19 protein-coding genes are annotated in these 16,564 nt (G+C 70.1%); 15 read left to right on the forward strand and 4 right to left on the reverse strand.

Annotated features, from left to right (window positions below):
* Positions 1-40: 40 nt before the first annotated feature.
* Both P3T39_RS31510 and P3T39_RS31515 read left to right on the forward strand, forming a co-directional pair.
* Positions 41-295 carry a hypothetical protein gene (locus tag P3T39_RS31510; RefSeq protein WP_280702643.1) on the forward strand — a complete coding sequence of 85 codons (255 nt, stop codon included), beginning with the start codon at positions 41-43 and terminating at the stop codon, positions 293-295.
* On the forward strand, positions 292-771 hold the full coding sequence (locus P3T39_RS31515; protein ID WP_280702644.1) for a hypothetical protein: 480 nt from the start codon (positions 292-294) through the stop codon (positions 769-771). Before P3T39_RS31510 ends, P3T39_RS31515 begins: the two co-directional genes overlap by 4 nt.
* 1,146 nt (positions 772-1,917) lie before the next feature.
* On the opposite strand, the gene P3T39_RS31520 is transcribed toward P3T39_RS31515, so the two are convergent.
* On the reverse strand, positions 1,918-2,976 hold the full coding sequence (locus tag P3T39_RS31520; protein WP_280702646.1) for an IS630 family transposase: 1,059 nt from the start codon (positions 2,974-2,976) through the stop codon (positions 1,918-1,920).
* An 80-nt stretch (positions 2,977-3,056) separates the two neighbouring features.
* Here P3T39_RS31520 and P3T39_RS31525 point away from each other — a divergent pair, with 80 nt between their 5' ends.
* Positions 3,057-3,410, forward strand: a complete 354-nt coding sequence (locus P3T39_RS31525; RefSeq protein WP_280702647.1) for a hypothetical protein — start codon at positions 3,057-3,059, stop codon at positions 3,408-3,410.
* A 515-nt stretch (positions 3,411-3,925) separates the two neighbouring features.
* On the opposite strand, the gene P3T39_RS31530 is transcribed toward P3T39_RS31525, so the two are convergent.
* From P3T39_RS31530 to P3T39_RS31540, 3 genes are all read right to left on the reverse strand, one after another.
* The gene (locus P3T39_RS31530) at positions 3,926-4,405 is read right to left on the reverse strand and encodes a hypothetical protein (RefSeq protein WP_280702648.1); all 480 of its coding nucleotides are present in this window, start codon (positions 4,403-4,405) and stop codon (positions 3,926-3,928) included.
* A 1-nt stretch (position 4,406) separates the two neighbouring features.
* Positions 4,407-5,549, reverse strand: coding sequence for a hypothetical protein (locus P3T39_RS31535; protein WP_280702649.1), 1,143 nt, complete (start codon positions 5,547-5,549; stop codon positions 4,407-4,409).
* A 99-nt stretch (positions 5,550-5,648) separates the two neighbouring features.
* On the reverse strand, positions 5,649-5,819 hold the full coding sequence (locus P3T39_RS31540) for a hypothetical protein (protein ID WP_280702650.1): 171 nt from the start codon (positions 5,817-5,819) through the stop codon (positions 5,649-5,651).
* A gap of 308 nt (positions 5,820-6,127) precedes the next feature.
* Here P3T39_RS31540 and P3T39_RS31545 point away from each other — a divergent pair, with 308 nt between their 5' ends.
* From P3T39_RS31545 to P3T39_RS31600, 12 genes are all read left to right on the forward strand, one after another.
* Entirely contained in the window at positions 6,128-6,994 is an 867-nt protein-coding gene (locus tag P3T39_RS31545; RefSeq protein WP_280702651.1) for a hypothetical protein, read from the forward strand.
* 61 nt (positions 6,995-7,055) lie between these two features.
* Entirely contained in the window at positions 7,056-7,838 is a 783-nt protein-coding gene (locus P3T39_RS31550) for a hypothetical protein (protein WP_280702652.1), read from the forward strand.
* 311 nt (positions 7,839-8,149) lie between these two features.
* Positions 8,150-8,884 carry a hypothetical protein gene (locus tag P3T39_RS31555; RefSeq protein WP_280702653.1) on the forward strand — a complete coding sequence of 245 codons (735 nt, stop codon included), beginning with the start codon at positions 8,150-8,152 and terminating at the stop codon, positions 8,882-8,884.
* A gap of 800 nt (positions 8,885-9,684) precedes the next feature.
* The gene (locus P3T39_RS31560; protein ID WP_280702654.1) at positions 9,685-9,855 is read left to right on the forward strand and encodes a hypothetical protein; all 171 of its coding nucleotides are present in this window, start codon (positions 9,685-9,687) and stop codon (positions 9,853-9,855) included.
* 2 nt (positions 9,856-9,857) lie between these two features.
* A complete protein-coding gene (locus P3T39_RS31565) occupies positions 9,858-10,301 on the forward strand; it encodes a hypothetical protein (RefSeq protein WP_280702655.1) in 444 nt (147 codons plus the stop codon).
* A complete protein-coding gene (locus P3T39_RS31570; protein ID WP_280702656.1) occupies positions 10,298-10,882 on the forward strand; it encodes a zf-TFIIB domain-containing protein in 585 nt (194 codons plus the stop codon). The genes P3T39_RS31565 and P3T39_RS31570 overlap by 4 nt, the downstream gene beginning before the upstream one ends.
* A gap of 109 nt (positions 10,883-10,991) precedes the next feature.
* Positions 10,992-11,399: a hypothetical protein gene (locus tag P3T39_RS31575; RefSeq protein ID WP_280702658.1), complete on the forward strand. Its 408-nt coding sequence runs from the start codon at positions 10,992-10,994 to the stop codon at positions 11,397-11,399.
* Positions 11,389-11,520: a hypothetical protein gene (locus P3T39_RS31580; RefSeq protein ID WP_280702659.1), complete on the forward strand. Its 132-nt coding sequence runs from the start codon at positions 11,389-11,391 to the stop codon at positions 11,518-11,520. Before P3T39_RS31575 ends, P3T39_RS31580 begins: the two co-directional genes overlap by 11 nt.
* Positions 11,521-11,588: 68 nt before the next feature.
* Entirely contained in the window at positions 11,589-12,845 is a 1,257-nt protein-coding gene (locus P3T39_RS31585; RefSeq protein ID WP_280702660.1) for an ATP-binding protein, read from the forward strand.
* Positions 12,846-12,913: 68 nt separating this feature from the next.
* Positions 12,914-13,693, forward strand: coding sequence for a hypothetical protein (locus tag P3T39_RS31590; protein ID WP_280702661.1), 780 nt, complete (start codon positions 12,914-12,916; stop codon positions 13,691-13,693).
* Positions 13,694-13,832: 139 nt separating this feature from the next.
* Positions 13,833-14,333, forward strand: coding sequence for a cyclic nucleotide-binding domain-containing protein (locus P3T39_RS31595; protein ID WP_280702672.1), 501 nt, complete (start codon positions 13,833-13,835; stop codon positions 14,331-14,333).
* A 646-nt stretch (positions 14,334-14,979) separates the two neighbouring features.
* A complete protein-coding gene (locus P3T39_RS31600; protein WP_280702673.1) occupies positions 14,980-16,365 on the forward strand; it encodes a cytochrome P450 in 1,386 nt (461 codons plus the stop codon).
* Positions 16,366-16,564 lie beyond the last annotated feature (199 nt).

The following is a 16,564-nucleotide window of genomic DNA, read 5'->3' on the forward strand; positions in this document are numbered from 1 at the left end:
CTGCTGCCGACCGCACCCACCGGACCACCTCGAGGAAACCATGACCCGACGTCTGCGCCACACCCGACGCGTGGAGCGGCTCGCCCTGCTCGGCTCGCTGCTCGCGCTCTTCGGAGAGCTGCACCCGCTGTTCGACCTGTGGGTTAACGCGGCAAAGGCCGTGTCCACCTTCCTCGGCGTCTCGCTTTCGAGGGGCATTCGCCGAGCGCGGTCCGCCCGAGATTCCGTTCGGGTGTCTCGGTTGGCGGGCGTCGACATTGCGCCTCGGAATGCACTCTCGGGAGTGACGGCATGACGACGTCGATCGATCAGCTCGCCACCTTGGCGACGTTCGGTTCCGTCTGGGCTGTGCTGGCCGTTGGTCACAACGTCGCGGACCACGTACTCGGCCAGAGCGATCACCAGGCCGCGAACAAGGGTGCGCCGAGCGCCGATGATGTGTCCGCCGGGGTGAGTCCGCGCCGGGGTTGGATGGCCTGCCTGGCCCATGTTGGCCAGTACCACCTCGTCATGGCCGCGCTTCTCGCCCTGGTATGGCTGTTCATCCCGCTCCCGCTGTCCGTGACCGGGCTGGCCGCCGGCTTTGCATGGTCGGCGGCCAGCCATGCTGTGCTGGACCGGCGTTGGCCGGTGCGATGGCTGCTGCAGCACACCGGCTCGCCGGACTTCGCCAACCTGCGGACGGCCGGGCTCAATGGGATGTACTTGGCTGATCAAGCTCTGCACGCCTTGGCTCTGCTTGTCTCCGCGCTCCTGATCACCCGCTTGTGATTTCCGCTAAATGACTACCTATTTCCAATCCCCGAAGCCACAGGTCAACCCGCGAATGTCCGGAATGAGGGATTCGTGGAAGTGCTCGTCGAACGGTCACTGCGACCGTTCGACGACCGGAGTGTCGGGGTGGGTGCGAAGTACGGGGCGGTCTCCAGGGAGACCTCTCACCCGGAGGCCGGCGAACTCGGTCGGCGGACCGACTCGGCCTTGATCGTTCTCAAGTTGGTGGCCACCAACTTGCCCTGGGGCCCACCTGATACCCAGGCTACCGAGCCCGTCGGCCCGAGGGCTTGAGAGCAAGGTTCTCAAGAGAGCAGGAACACGATTGCGCAGATGATCAGCACGAGGGTGGTCGCGCATCCTCCGCTTGTTGGCGGAGAAGCACTACGCCTGCCGGGAGTTGTTGGCGGAGAAGGGCGACGCCTGGCGGGAGTCCAAACACCAGGGCGATAGCCCTGGAGCTCTCCCCTTCGGTAGACGAATGACGACTTCATGAATTCGTCACGAGCTTGCGCCTTCCATCGCTTGTGCATAGCCGCCCCGACCACGGCTGGGTGTGCACCGTCGGGCACTCGGAATACCAGCCATGCCCGGGGTGGCTCCATGCCCCACAGCATGAACTCACCGCCCGTGACATCGCTGGTCAAGAGCGCCGCGCAAGCCGCAAAGCCTGGCCACTGGCCGTCGCCCTCGCCTAGCAAAAAGGTGCGCAGATCGGAGCTCGCCTGGCTGGCGGTGTCGAACGTTCTGAAGTGCTCGGCACCGTAGGAGCCGTCAATGAAAACTTGCGAGAAGTCCCTTGACCCACGCTCCCCGGCCTCCCAGGGGCTCGAAACCTGAACCCAGGTCCACTTTTCCATGCTGCCTCCCTTGGAATGCAGTCCCTGACCAGCGGTCCGCACGGACGACCCCGGAGTGGAAGACGGCACGGACACCGTCGTCGCCTCACAGTCCGGCCCGTGAGCATGAGAGAGGCCCGGCCACCTTCGGCCGGGCCTCTCTTGCTCACTTCGGCTGCCAGAGTCCCATCCTGCCGTTGTGCCGCTTCTTACGGCTAACCGAGTCCTTCATCCAGACCTCCCGTGCCCGGTGCTGCCAGAGCTGCCAGGTCGCTAGTGCTGCACCGCGTTGATTCGTTGAGGGTCATGCGGCCTTGAGCGGTGTGCCGTCGTAGGTCCAGCGGTAGGGCTTGGCGGTCGTGTTGTGCCGGATCGCGAACGTGTCGATCTTGTCGATGAGGTCCTCGCGGCTCGGGAAGTCGCCGTGCCGTAGGACGCGGCGGGCCAGGGCGGAGAAGTACAGCTCGACCTGGTTGAGCCACGAGGCGTGGGGCGGGGTCCAGTGGACGCGCCAGCGTGGGTGGGCGGCCAGCCACGCTCTGGTGTTCTTGGCCGTGTGCGCCGATCCGTTGTCCAGGACGACGTGGATCTCCCGGCGGGGATCGATGGTCCGGTCGAGCATTTTCAGGAAGCGGACGAAGGTCGCGGAGTCGTTGCGCGTGATCGGCTGGGTGAGGACCTCTCCGGTGAGCACGTTGAGGGCGGCAGCGATGGAGACCGTGCCGTGCCGGCGGTACTCGAACTCCTGCAGAGCGGGTCGGCCGGGTGCGGGTGCCCTTCCGGGGTGGCGGCGGGAGCGGGCGGCGATGGCCGTCTTCTCGTCGATGGACAGCACGACCGTTCCCGGTGGCGGGGAGAGGTAGAGGCGGCAGACGTCCTCGGCCCGGACCCAGAAGTCGGGGGTGTCGCGGCGGGTGAGCCAGCCGCGCACCCGGTGGGGCTTGAGGTCCAGGTCGGCGAGGATTCTGCCGACTTGGGAGGCGGAGATCGCCTGCGCTGCCAGGTGTGCGGCGATCGCCCGGTGCGACCACGTCGACTCCGGGTGCGGCGGGGCGCTGGTCGCGGTGGCCACGACGGCGACGCGGACCTCGGGCCCGTGGACGCGTGGCCGCCCGGGGCGCGGTGCGTCCAGCAGCCCGGCCAGGCCGGTGGCCGCGAACCGTCGGCGCCACTTGCGGACCGTGTTCACGCTCACGCGCTGGGCCCGGGCGATCGCCGCGTTGGAGTCGCCCCCGGCCGCCGCCAGCACGATCCTGGCCCGCAGTGCCTCCCGGACCTGGGCCCCGGCGGAGGAAGCGGTGCGCTCCAGCTTCGCGCGCACCACCTCCTCCAGTACCACCTGCACTGCGTGCGTCCGTGCCACCCCGACCGCCCTCCGCCCCAGTTCCCACCGACAGGAGTGGATCATGGCGAACATCGGCAGGAGCAGGCACGATGGGCGCCATGCCGAAGAATCCGCCGGAGTCGATGCAGCACCACTTGCGCCAGCGCCTGACTGAGCACGCTCGCTCGCGCTGGCCGCAGCTGGCCGGTGTCGACGTGCGCTTTCGCGCCGGATTCGCCTACGTCACGGGGACGTTGCCCGGCGGTCAGGCCCTGCCGCTGTGCCGTCTGCGCTTCGGCGGGGTCCTGCACACCTGGGGCTTCGCCATCTACCTCGCCAGCCGCGACGGCTACCAGGACAACGTCCTGCCCAGCGGCTACCCTGCCGGATCACCGGAAGAAGCCCTCGACTGCGCGTGCGGCCTCTACCTCAACGACCCCACTGCCTGGACAAACGCACCCTCAACGATCTAACGCGGTGCAGCACTAGAGCAGCACTCTGAACCGGGGACGCCCCCTCCGGCACCGTGAAAACCATCCAGGCCCGGTGATCATCGAACCAAATGACGAACTCACCTAGTGGGACCTGCGGCAGGCTGTCCGTTTGATAGTGCACCCGGCCACCAACGTCCAACAGCCAGTCCCGCAGGTCGATGATGGCCTCGCTGGCGGTCTCGAAGGTCGTGAACGACCTCCCATAAGGGAGTGAAGGTATGGGATGGCGTTGCGTGAACACGCTCGCATCGAGCCTGCCCCAAGGAGGGTAGATCTCCACCCAAGTCCACCTGGCCATGAGGCGTGTCTCCCGTTGTCACTCAACAGAATTGACGGCACATCGGCATCGTGACTACCGATGGGGTCGTGGATGACTACCCAAGCTCCGCTCGCCCATGCTCACCCGCCGCCCCGCATCCGCATGCGCTTGATCAACACCCCGGGTGCTTCGAATGCCACTCGCTAGGCCACCACGCCCTGAAGGACATAGGCGCTCAGCGGCGGGGCAGGGGGATGACGCTCCCGGCATCGTCCCCTTGCTCCATGTCGGTTGCCAGGGTGGCGAGTTCGCGGCTGAACGTACTTCGCTCGCGGCGGAGGCGCTGGAGCTCGTCGTCCTTGGCCGCGAGGGCGGACAGCAGCATTCGGTGGCGTTCCTTGAGCTGGTTGAACTCCGTGTGGGTGCGGGCGAGTTTGCCGGTGAGCCGCTGGTTCAGATCGCGCAACTGGGCGATGCGGGCCTCGCGCGGGTCGGGCTGCTGGCCGGCAGCCTGGGCGGCCGCCCGCCGCTTCTCGAACTCGTCCTTGAGGTGGCCCCAGGTCCGGTAGAGAGCGGCGCGGGAGATGCCCGCCTCGCGGGCGAGCGTCTTGATGTCGCATGCGCCGCCGGGCGGGATCTGCCCGGCCAGCAGCCGGTCGATGGCCGCGCGGATGCGTCGTTCGAGCTGGTCGCGCTGCTGGTGGCTGAGTGCCATGTCATCCGGCCTTTCCGGCTGCTTTGTCGATCTCCTGGAGGACCCGCATGGACCGCTCGTGCTCGGCCCGCATCCGTTCCTTCTCCCCGGCCGGGATGCGGGGGCTGGCCAGTAGGACGGCGCCGTTGTTGGCCGCGGCGTGCCAGACGGAGCGGTGGACGAGGTGGTGGGTTGCTTGCGGGCAGCGGGAGCTGTCACACAGCCCGGCCAGTGGAGCCGCTGTGGATTTGGCGCCTGCGAGCTTGAGACACAGCGCCTTCGCGGGGTCTTCGAACCAGCAGTAGTTCGCCGCGGACAGGTGCAGCACCGACGCCTTCTTCTTCAGCAGCAACTCGATCTGCCGGTCGGTGACCACCTTCGCCGGGCCCGGCTCGTGGTCGGTCAGCTCGTCCTCGACGGCGCGGAAGGCGGCCAGTAGAGCGTCGGCTCCAGGGCCGACGGGCAGTTGTCCCTGTTCGAACTGCCGGTATGCCTCGACGGTTCGGCCTTTGACGACCTTGCTGACCAGCCGGTGCCGGGCCAGGCCGGTGCCGTCGGCGTCGTCCGTGCGGCGGCAGCCGACCGTGAGTTCCATCAGTTCGCTGGACCGCATGCCGGTCAGCGCGGAGGTGGCGACCTTGCAGGCGTGGCCGGCGACCCGGATCAGGGCATCGGCGCCTTTGTTCGACAGGGGCAGAGACCACGGGATCATCTCGCCGGTGTCCGCGCGAGGGACCTCGGCGGGCTTGCGGCACCACACGTACTCGGTGCCGACCTCGGCGACCGCCTCCTCCAGCAGCGGTCGTGCCTGGATCAGGAGAGCCTTGCCGATGTCACGGTGTCCCGTCGGCCGAAGCAGGTGCTGGAAGTTGGCATCCAGCAACGGATCCTTCGGGTTCCATCCGGACCGCAGGCGCTTGGTCACCTGTGAGTCCTCAAGCCGTGGCAGCGGCTGGCCGGTCCGCAGATGTGCGTCAACCAGTGCGGCGAGCTTGTCGGCGTCCCGCAGATTCCGCGACCACTCGACTTTCCGCCGGGCCTCGCGCTCGGCCTGCAGCTCGGTCCACAGATCCACGATGTGCGGACCGAGCACGTCGACCAGGTGCAAGCAGGCCGTCAGCAGCGGCCGCAGCATCTCGTCGTCCAGGGGCTCCGTCTTGATCACCACGTGAGGCCGGGACGGTGCCCCGGTGACGACGCGGGGTGAACGCTTGCCCCAGGGCCGGAACCCGGGACGGTGCCGGTCCGCGGACAGCAGCTCGCCCTAGTCAGTGATGTCCTGCATGGCCGACACCACCGACCGCAGCGAGCCACCGGCCTTGTCCCGCAGGACGGCGCCGGAATCCCTGTCCCGGACGACGCCGTGCTCGCGCAGGAACGCCTCGCAGTGGTCCTGGGTGACGGCGGCGAGCGTGGTGATCCGGCGCTCGTGCAAACACGTCGTCCTCGAAACGGGGCCGCGGGTGCCCGTCCCGCCAGGCGAGGCGGGCGGTGGCGGCGATGTCCGCTCCGGCGAACACCGACCGGACCACCGGCTCGCCAGAGGCAGGAAGCGCCATCATCGGGGCCGTCGCCGCAGGTGCGGTAGCGGTAGTTAGCGTGACTGTTGGCCTGCAGAAGCTGGGTCACCCCGCAGGAAAGAATTCCCAATGAGGTTGTCAAGCCCGTCTGGTGACTCACTGTGAGCGTGTCAGCCGAGCACGGCTGGGCGGGGCGGTGATCTCGAAGGTGCGGCCGTCGCGTATGAGGGCCCATAGGACGTCTGGCCGCACCGTCCACCACGCCTCCGGCTCCTGCCGGCCGCCGGAGCGGGGCCCGCCGCCCAGCACCGGCTGGCAGCTGCACCGCCTCGACGTCCTTCTCGTCGCGCTCGGCAGTGCCCAGAGCCTGGTCACCACTGCCGGTGCGACGGCAGCCGGCCTCGCCGCCCACCGCGCTCTGCGAGGCCGGCTGCCGGCCGACGGGCGAAACGCGGCCACCGCCGTCGCTGCGATCGGCACGGCCGTGCTCCTCCAGGAGACCCTGGACGCCGCCCTGGAGGGACTGCGCTGGCGCATCCGTGACCGCCACGGCCCCCAGTTCGCGACGCTGCCCCCGGCCCCGGCTCCCGCCGCCGAAGGCGCCGCCGCCCCGGCGCAGCTGACGCCGATGCAGGAGGTCGAGGCCGCGGCCGCGTCAGCGGCGGCGTACGAGGCGCAGTTGCATTCCTGGAACATCCTGGGCAACAGCGGCCCACTGTGGGAGAGGCGGGGCTGGACCGGAGCGACGGACGGCACGGCCACGCACGACCTGCCCTTCGGTGCCGTCCTGCACTACCGGCCCAACCAGCTGCTGGTGGACCCGCGCACCGGCGAGCAGTTGGAGGGGCGGTTCGTCCTCGCCGCCGGCGGCGAGGAAGCCGTGGTGACGACCGGCGCGGAGCTGTTCGCCTACGTGCAGCGCCTGGCCGACGGCAAGACCCTGTTCGACCTCACCCTCGTCCCGGCGACCGAGCCCGGCTGCTGGCCGCTGGAGGACCACGCACCCGCCGCTCCGGCTCCCGACACCGACGAGCCGACAGTCTCCAAGCGCCCCCCTCGCAGGCCGTCGCGGACGGTCATCGGCGAGTAGGGGCCGAGGCGTAACCGCCCACCCACAAGCCCAGCCCCGCCACTACCCCAAGGGAGCCTCCGTGACCGACGACCAGGACCTGCCCGTCACCGCCGCCTCCATCACGCTCACCACGTCGGCCGAACAGGCCAGGGACACCGTGATCCTCCTGGCCGAGGCGCGGCTCGGCCTGGCCGTCGAGCTCGCCGACGGCACGGAGGTCGTCTACCACCCGGCCACCGCCCTCCCGGCCCGGCCACTCGACGCGGGGGAGCGCGCCGTCCTGGACGCCTACGGCGAATTCCCCTCGATCGCGCTGCTCATCCGGCAGTCGGCTGCCGCCTTCCACCTCTGGCAGACCGCGATCGCCGACAGCGGACGAGACCCGCAGCGTGACGTCGAGCGGCGCCTGGCGGCCCTGCAGCAGGCCTACGTCCTGCCGCAGGCGGTGGCGCTGGACCTGGCGTCACTGCGCGACGGCGGCGATCCCCGTACGGAGGCCGAGTGCGTGGCGGCGGCCAACCGACTGCGCCGTCTGGCGGGTCTGGCCCCGGAGGACGCGCGCGAGGCCTTGGCCTGGCTGCGCTACACCTCCGGTCGGGAGCCGGAGAGCCGTGATCGTGGAGGCTGTGGGTGCCACCCGGCATCGTGCTCGCGGCGCATCCCGACCGCAGCTGACAGAACACCGCCTCCGGTCGGCCGGGCCCGGCCAGCACTCGGGCGTACCGCGCCAACCCATACGGTCAGCGGTTCTTGGCAGCTTTCGCGGCCGCCCGAGCGCTGGCGATCAACTCGCGTTGCTCGGCGGAGAGCCGCTGGCCGAGGTAGGTGTCCGAGAAGCCGGCCGTTGTTGCAACCTTCGTGATCCGGCCCCAGGCGCCGGGTTCGGCCATGACCTCAGCAATGGCTGCCTCCACCAGCGCCTCCCGGGCGTCCTTGAGGTCGCCTTCCAGCTTTTCGACTTGCTTCCGGGCGGCGGCGACCGCCGGGAAGTCGGGCTGCTCGCTCTGTCTGCTCATACCCCCAGTATGGCGATATCGAATCCAAGTTCACAACCTGACTTCCGAAGCTAGGTTGACAAGTCAGGTTCGGAAATGCGAGGGTACGACTACCACCAGGAGGCGGCCACCAGGCCGCAGCGGGATCCCTCGCCCATGGACCGGAAGGACGCTCTGCATGAACGGGCACACCGTCAGCGAGACCAACCCCACCTACGTCAACGGCGCAAACCGATACCGGATGCCGTTCGTCGGCATCCTCACCCCGACGCACCCGCAGTTCGAGGAGATGCAGGAGTACGTCCTGCCCGAGCACCGGTGCCCCGAGGGGTACGGGCTGGTGTTCCTGGAAAGCGAGGAGCACTCGGCCACCTACATCGGCTCGGTCCACCAGATCGAGGAGTACCGTGCCGCCAACACCGACGGCACCGCCGTGCTCGACATCTCCCAGGGCGTGACGTACGCCTTCTGGCCGCACGGGGAGGGCTGGGACAAGTACCTGCCCGCCAACACCTGGAACCCGGGCGGGGAGGGCATCGTCACCGAGTTCGACCACCCGCTCGGCGGCAAGGTCACCGTGTACGAGTACCTCAAGGCCGGCGCCGACGGCGAGAAGACCCCGATGGTCGCCTTCCACTGTGAGCACTGCCACAACGAACCCGAGCGTGATCACGAGAGCGCTCAAGCCAACCGCGAGCCGCAAGACCGTCGCTGGACGGCACGGAACGCCCGCGTGCACATCCGCCAGCACGACCAGCGGTGCCGCCCCATCGATCCCCGCATCGTAGAGACCGTCACGGCGGTCGCCAACGAAAAGTACGGGGTGAACAACCCGGTGGTCACCTGGGAGTCGCGCTGCTCCACGGCCGGGCCGTGTGCGCAGATCCGCCACCTGCGAGCCCACCGGCGCTGAACCGGCCGAACCGCAAGCCGCCAAGCCGCGGCCTCCGAGCGTGCCGAGCCCTGTAGCTGGCAGACCGGACCGGCCCCGGCTACAGCGGCGAGAACGTACCCGGACGGCTGAAGCAGTGGAATACCGACGACCCGGCCCACAACGACAGCGGCAGCGGACGCCGCAGGAGTAAGTGGCGGTGCCCGCCGATGCGGGCACCACCACAACCGCTCCCATCCGGACCCCGTAGCGGCCGCCAGGCTGCCCCTTCCCCGGACAGGCTGTGCTCCGCGCACCGCCCGGAACCGCCGCAGCCCAGACCACCCGCCCGGAACCGCCGCAGCCCAGACCACCCGCCCGGAACCGCCGCAGCCCAGACCACCCGCCCGCAGCGCTTTCCCAGCCGCAGGGGCCAGTCGGTCACCACGCCCGTCCCGGCTCTGCAGGCGGCGGCAGCTCGACCCCGCCGCCGAGCCCGTGGTGGTGCCGACAGAGGCCGGCACCACCACGGCACCCCGCTCCGTCCCCGGGGCAGCAGGCGGCGGCCCGGGCCGCCGAGCAGCAGGCCTGACGCCCGATCACCCCTCCAGCGCCCGGGGCACTCCGCCCCGGGCGACCGGCCCAGCCGAGAGGACCACCTCCGATGACCACCCTGCGCACGCCCCGGCCCGCCCCGGCCGGGGCGACCCGGCCGACGGGCAGGCAGCCGCGCCGGCCCGACACCCGAGCCTTCGACGACGCCGCCCACCGCCTGGCCGACTGGATGGACGGCATGGCCAACGAACCCGCCGGACGAATCCCTCGCCGACCTGCTCGCCGACATGCAGACCGACCTGCTCGCCGCCGACCGCCACGAACCGCTCGGCAGGCTGAACGAGGCGGAGCAGCTGCTGCGCAAGGCCGCTGCCCTCATCGGCGAGGCCGACTACGACAGCCAGCCAGGCGCCCGGTGCGCGGGCAGCCCCCGCGCCCACCTGGCCCAGGGGGAGTAGCCGTGGCCACCCCCGCGTACGATCCGGTGGCCACGGCGGACACGCTGTGGCAGCAGCTCACCGAGTACCAGCCGGCCGTCGCCGCCGCGATCGCCATGCAGCTGCGGGCGCTGCCGGAGAACTGGACCATGCGTGCCCTCGGCCTGGCCCGGGCGCACGCCGCGCTGGAGCTGCCGCCCGGCGGCACCGCGCCGATGGAGATCGTGCCCTACAGCCCGGACTGGGAGGACTGCCCGGCCTGCCACGAATCCGGGGACCTGTGCCGCTACCACCAGGGCTGGGTCACCGGCCACGAGGCTCTGTACGGGCCGCTCCGCGACGCCTCGGGCATCGACCCGAAGGTGACCGTGGTGGACGCCCTGAGCCGTCTGGTCGAGGCGGACGAAGCCGCCGCGAACGGCGAGCTGGCCGCCGCCGTGGACCGGTTGACCGAGGAGACGGGATGACAGAGCCCAGCGTTCTGGACCTCGACGAAGCGGTGGCCGGCGCAGTCCGCGCAGTCCTCCTGACCCGGTACCCCGAAGCCCAGCACGACCCGGCGGGCATGGTCGCCACCGCCGGATTCAGCTCCGGCCCGGGTGCCCCGGGCCGCGCGCAGGCCCGGGTGGTCCACCACACCCGCTTCCCGGGCGTGCTCAGCGGGCTGACCTTCGCCGACGCGGAGGCCGAGGTTCACGTCTTCGCCTCGGCCTACGCCGACCTGCTGCGGCAGCTTGGCTGGTCGGTCCGCGAGATCCACTACAACCAGCGCCTCTCGCTCCTGGTCTCCTCTCCCGCCTGCCCGGAGTGCTCCGGCCCGACCCTCCCGCTGACCGTCCAGGGCGAGGACATCTGGCGCTGCCCCGCGTGCGGGCGCCGCACCTACGGCACCGGCGACGAGGACGACGTGGACCTGCCGTCGTACACGGAGACCGAACCCGACGGCACCGTGTTCATCTACCACGGCAACGGCGAGGTCGACCTGGAGGCCACCGCCGAGCTGGCCTCGCAGGACGGCCCGGACCCGGACGACGAAGACGCGTACTAAGCCGCGCAGGGCCCGAAGCCCGGTACGCCGGGCGGGCGCTGAGCGAGCCGGCCGCCAACGATCCGACTGCACTCCACCCCTGATCCCTTCCCGGAAGGACCCGCTGCCCGTGACCGCCGCCACCCCATCCAGCGAGACCCTGCACTACGCCGTCGACCTGACCGCCACCGACATCGCGCGAATCCACGCGTTCCTGCGCGGCCAGGTGCTCCAACTGGACCACCACCCCGACGGCAGCCAGGAGCAACGGGCCGCCAGCGCGCTGATGTCCATCATCACCGACCAGGTCGCCCAGGCGACGATCTGGCTGGAGACCCTCTCCGAGGTTCCTCGGCAGGACGACTTCTGGACCAGCCGCCTCTACAGGCTCAACCGCGCTTGGAACTGCCTGGTCGAAGCCGCCCGGCCCTGGGCCGATCAGAGCGGCTACGACCACCGGCGCTGGCGCACGACCGACACCGACCCCGCCGGCGCGCTCCACCGACACGAGGCGGAGGCCAAGCGCCGTGAGAACTGACCAACTCCACTACTCGTCCCCGGCTCCGGCCACCCGCCCCGGCCCCGGACGGCTCGAATTCCCGGCCCGAAGCGGCCCGCGCATCACCATCGGCCCCGCCGCCCCGACGGACACCCGCTGACCGACGAGGACTTCGACCTCCTGACCAAGCTCGCCCGCACCGCAACCACCCGCCAGAGGGGCTGACCCATGCCGCTGTCCGTGCCGCTCGTCCTCCGTCCGGGGTACCCGGACCGCTACTTCACCGTCCACGTCCACCGCGTGCGCTGGAGCGTCCCCAACGTCTCGCCGGTGCTCACCCCCGACCACCTCGCGCAGCTGGAGGACAACGCCCGTCGGGGTCTGCGCATGGTCTCCGAGTGCGTCGCCGCCGAGCTGACCGACGCCGACATCGAGGTCACCGAGCACCCCACGGGAGGGGCCGACGCGGTGGCGCGCGTGCTGTGCGACTCCGACGTCTGCGCCGCCGTCGCCGAGCAGTACCGCCGCGACGCCGACGAGGACGTCGAGGCGGAGGCAGCCCGGGCGTGGGCCGCCACCCAGCTCCAGGGCCAGACGATGGAACTCCTGCGCCCCCTTGGCAAGGTGGAGCAGGACCATGCGCCAGCCGTCGCCGCGACCCGGCAGGTGCTCGCCGCACTGGGCCTGCCCGAAATCTGTCTCGTGGTTCTCATCGGTGCCTCCGGCAGCGGTAAGTCCACTCTCGCCGGTCTCTTCCCGGCCGGATCGGTGCTGAACGCCGACCGGCTGCGTGAGGCCCTCACCGGTGATCCGCTCGACCAGAGCGTCTCCACCACCGCCTGGGACCTCCTCCACCGCCGTCTCGACCGAATGCTGAGCGAGCACCGCTCCGCTGTCGTCGACGGTGTCAACTCCGAGGCCTGGGCCAGGAAGAAGCTCATCGCCGCGGGCCACTTGCACGGCATGCCGGTCGTCGCTCTGGTCGTCGACGCGACCCTGGAGCAGGCGCTGGCCCGCAACGCGGCGCGCCCGGCCGCCCTGCGGGTCCGCGACCAGGTCGTCACCGCCCAGCACGCCGAGCTCACCCGCGACCTGTCCGGCCTGCTCGCGGAGGGCTTCACCGCCGTCCACCACAGCCGCGACCTGCCGGTGATGGACGTCCTCCTGAGGGCCTGCGCCGAACAGGAGAAGACCAACCCGGCGCTGCACGTCGAGCGGGCCTTCGGCCGCGACCTCGCCCGGTTGTTCACCCGCCGCGACGGCGAGAGCAACAACGGCCTGGGCAACGGCACCTTCGCCATCGGCGGCCAGGAGCTGACGATCCGGTGGGTGGAGCAGGACGACCCGGACCAGATCGTCCACCAGATGAAGATCGCCTGCCCAGACTGCGGGGGACCGGCGTGGGTGGGCGTCTACTGCGCCACCGACCTCATGGACGCCCGTGCCGGGAGCTACCCCGTCCAGTCGACCTGCCTCTGCCCCTGACTTGCCCCCCCGGGTGCGGCCCCGTCCAGGGCCGCACCCGGGCCCGCCCAGCCATCAAGGGAGTTCCCGTGACCGCCTTCACCACCGACCCGATCACCAGCGACACCGACGACCGCCAGCTCGCCTACACGGTGCGCACCCGCGCCGCCCGCCGCGAACCGATCACCCTGGTTCTCGGCAGCCCGGCAGTCGCCGTGCGCTACTACCCGGAGAGCGACCCCATCACCGAGGCCCTCGCCTGCGCCGCCGTGCGCCACGCCTACCCCGACACGCCGTCCGTGGGCCGCCTCATGACCGACTACGCGATCGAGTACCACCAGTGGGAGCAGGCCCGTGCCGCCAACAGCCGCACGCCCGGCATCGTGGACCAGGACCGGCTGCGCCAGCACGAGTACACCGCCTTGCTCTTCCGGGCGGTAGCCCTGGACATCGTGGCGCTCCAGAGCCCTCGCGACATCCACAGCGCCCTCCAGTGCGCCGCGACCGCCAACGAGCTGCGGCTGCTGGACGGCATCGGCGTCGCCGAGCAGGAGAGGGCCCGGACCTGGCTGCGGGTCACCTACGGCACCTGGCTGCACGAAGGCCCCCACGGCTGGGACTGCCCCGGCGGATGCGGCGGCACCGGCATCGTCATGACCTACGACTACGAGGACGGCACCGCGGTCCACCAGGAGCCGGACGAGTGCGACCGCGGCATCCCCACCGCGCCCCACCCCGAGGGCTGCGCCTGCGGGGGCACCGGCCGGGGCACCGACAACGCCGGCGAACCCTTCGCGTGCCTCGGCTACATCGAGGCCGACCCGGCCGACTTCCCCGGCACCGACGACGACCCCTGGGCGACGCGGTGAGCAGCATTCACCCGCCCGCCGTCCGCGCGGTGCTCTACGTTGTGGGCGAGCGCCCGACCAACCCCACGAGGAAGCCACCCGTGACCGAACCAGCACCGAGGCCGTCCTGGAGGAGTTCTTCGCCGAGAAGGGCACCCTGCTGCGCTTCGGCGCCGGTGAGACGATCATCCGTCAGGACGACCTCTCGGACCACGTGCTGGCCCTGCGCAGCGGCGCCGCCAAGGTGCTGCTGCGCGGTGAGGACGGAATGGAGATCGTCCTCACCCTGCGGGAGCCGCCCGAGATCATCGGGGAGCAGGCCGCGCTCACCGGCAGGACCCGGCCACCGTCGGCCAGGGCGCGGCAACGCGGCCGCCACGCGCCGCGGCAGCGGGTCGCCGCGAAGAAAGCCGCCAGGCTGGCCGAGGCCGTAGTCAACGCCCGCCTCGACCAGATCCTGGCGTGGAACGACCCCGCGCACCGCAACTTCGCCAAGCTCGGCGAATCCGCACGAATGGCCCGCCAGACCGTGAGGAAGCGGGACGACGCCATCAAGAAGACGAAGGGCACCTACCCAAAGAAGGCGTACGTGATCACCTGCCCGCACTGCGGCTCGACCAACGTCGAGGAGTACGGGCACGCGATCACCGGCACCCGATGACTACGTGGACTGCGTGAGGTGCCTGGACTGCGAGAAGGACTGGGCCCGCGACCCCGGCGCCGATGCCGCCTGTACGGTTTGCGGCGGCAGCGGCCATCCCGGCAACGAACCTGCCTACCGCGAGGTCGACGGGCAACGTGCTGCTGCAGGGCCCTGCGCCTGCGTCATCTGACTGATACTCAGGGCCTTTCCATCCTCGCTTGGTGTGCACCCGCGAACCTATCCGCCTCAGTCGCCGGCGCTGCACTGCGTCACCTCACTGCTTGCCGATGGGTTGCCACTCCGGACCGTGGTGAGCGAGTCCTCTGGGCGTCGGCTGGAGGGCGAACGGCTATGCTATTTCCCGATCAGCGCGGGTGGCAGTTCTATGGCTAAGGCTCCGCCCTGCAGCCGCAGATGGGTTCTTGTGGGCAGCCATGCGGTTGCCAGCAGTGCCGCAACCTGCTCGTTCTAAGACTTTGTTGAGGATGTATCAGCGAACCGGCGTGGACCGCGGATCTCGCCAGGACGACTGCGGCGGGGATGCCTGGCGACTGCAAATGCGCTGGCCGCTCCCCCTCACCGTGACCACGGAGGAACAGTGACCACCCCTCAGGCCCACAGCGGTTCCGCGCCCGTCTCCCCTCCTCAGTGCCCTGCCCACGGGTTGGGCTCGGGAAGCCCGCGCCGGTTGTACGGTCCAGAGGCCGAAGCCGATCCGAGGGGTCTCTACGAGAAGCTGCGCGCTGAGTATGGCCCAGTTGCACCTGTGCTGTTGCATGGTGAAATACCTGTCTGGCTGGTGCTCGGCTACCAGGAGAACCTGGTCGTGGCGCGCACTCCGTCCCGGTTCAGCAAGGACTCGCGCCTCTGGAACGCATTCAGGGAGGGGTGGGTCAAGCCGGATTCCCCGCTGCTGCCGGTGGTCGGTTGGCAGGAACTGGTTGCGTTCGCGGACGGCGAGGAGCACAGGCGTCTGCGCAGGGCGGTCACCGACAGCCTGGAGGCCTTCGACCGCCGGGGGATCCGGCGCTATGTCGCGCGGTTCGCTGATCAGTTGGTCGACAACTTCGCCGCCGCCGGGACGGCCGACCTCGTCAGTCAGTTCGCAGAGCACCTGCCTTTGCTTGTCATGACGCAGCTTCTCGGCATGCCCGAGAACTACGGGTCCCGGATGGTGGAGGCCGTCCGGGACCTGCTGAAGGGCACCGAAACCGCCGTCGCCAGCAACGGCTACATCGTGAAGATGCTCGAGGAGCTCATCGAGAGCAAGCGGATCAATCCGGGCAAGGACCTCCCGTCGTGGCTGCTGCAGCATGAGGCCGGCCTGAACAACGACGAACTGGTGGAACACCTGCGGCTCATTCTCGTGGCGGGGAATGAGACCACCGTCAACCTCATCGCGGACGGGTTGCGGATGGTCCTCACCGACCGCCGCTTCCGCTTGGACCTGACCGGCGGCCAGATGACCCTGCCGGACGCTCTCGAACGTGTGTTGTGGGACTCTCCTCCGCTCTTGCTGGCTCCGGGCCGTTACGCCACCGGTGATACCGACCTTGGTGGCCAGCGGATCAAGGAGGGCGACATGGTGGTACTCGGTCTGGCGGCCGGAAATGTCGACCCCCAGATTCGTCCGGACGGCGACAGGGCCCTGTACGGTAACCGCTCGCACCTGGCCTTCGGCGCCGGCCCGCACGAGTGTCCGGGCCAGGACATCGGGCGCGCCATCGCGCAGGAGGCGATCGACAGGGTGCTGGTCCGGCTGCCCGATCTGCAGTTGGCTGTCGACGAGACCGACCTGAGCGTTGCCGCCACCTGGATGGCCAGCCACCTCCGCGAGCTCCCAGTCGAGTTCACGCCGCGCCCGCGGAAGTCGAAGGACGCGCGCGGGGCCGCTGGGGTCGGCGACGTACCCCCGCCCGGGAAGCCCGAGTCGGCATACGCCGTTGCCCCGGAGCCCGCAGCTACGCCGGACACGGTTGCCACTCGGATCGGCTCGGAACCACGCCGGACGTTGTGGGACGTGCTGACTGGGTTGCTGCGGCGTCAGTAAAGCAGGGCATGGAGTGGCGAAGGTCCCGTGCCGGGGTCGCACCTCTCCGGCGCGGGACGACCCGATCGAACAGTCATCGAACAGACCGTGCAAGGGTGCGCGTTTGAGCCACTGGCGCATTTTGCACCCTTGACGGAATCGGCGACTCCCGATGATATCTGCGCGTGATCCACTTTGGCTTGAGGTGTTCGCGACAGGA

This window comes from Kitasatospora sp. GP82, from assembly GCF_029892105.1.
Classification (GTDB): Bacteria; Actinomycetota; Actinomycetes; order Streptomycetales; family Streptomycetaceae; genus Kitasatospora.

What these genes read in the sequence shown, in the direction of transcription:
- P3T39_RS31510 (WP_280702643.1), top strand. Translation starts at nt 41, where the DNA reads ATGACCCGACGTCTGCGCCACACCCGACGCGTGGAGCGGCTCGCCCTG.
- P3T39_RS31515 (WP_280702644.1), top strand. Translation starts at nt 292, where the DNA reads ATGACGACGTCGATCGATCAGCTCGCCACCTTGGCGACGTTCGGTTCC.
- P3T39_RS31525 (WP_280702647.1), top strand. Translation starts at nt 3,057, where the DNA reads ATGCCGAAGAATCCGCCGGAGTCGATGCAGCACCACTTGCGCCAGCGC.
- P3T39_RS31530 (WP_280702648.1), bottom strand. Translation starts at nt 4,405, where the DNA reads ATGGCACTCAGCCACCAGCAGCGCGACCAGCTCGAACGACGCATCCGC.
- P3T39_RS31545 (WP_280702651.1), top strand. Translation starts at nt 6,128, where the DNA reads ATGAGGGCCCATAGGACGTCTGGCCGCACCGTCCACCACGCCTCCGGC.
- P3T39_RS31555 (WP_280702653.1), top strand. Translation starts at nt 8,150, where the DNA reads ATGAACGGGCACACCGTCAGCGAGACCAACCCCACCTACGTCAACGGC.
- P3T39_RS31560 (WP_280702654.1), top strand. Translation starts at nt 9,685, where the DNA reads ATGCAGACCGACCTGCTCGCCGCCGACCGCCACGAACCGCTCGGCAGG.
- P3T39_RS31570 (WP_280702656.1), top strand. Translation starts at nt 10,298, where the DNA reads ATGACAGAGCCCAGCGTTCTGGACCTCGACGAAGCGGTGGCCGGCGCA.
- P3T39_RS31585 (WP_280702660.1), top strand. Translation starts at nt 11,589, where the DNA reads ATGCCGCTGTCCGTGCCGCTCGTCCTCCGTCCGGGGTACCCGGACCGC.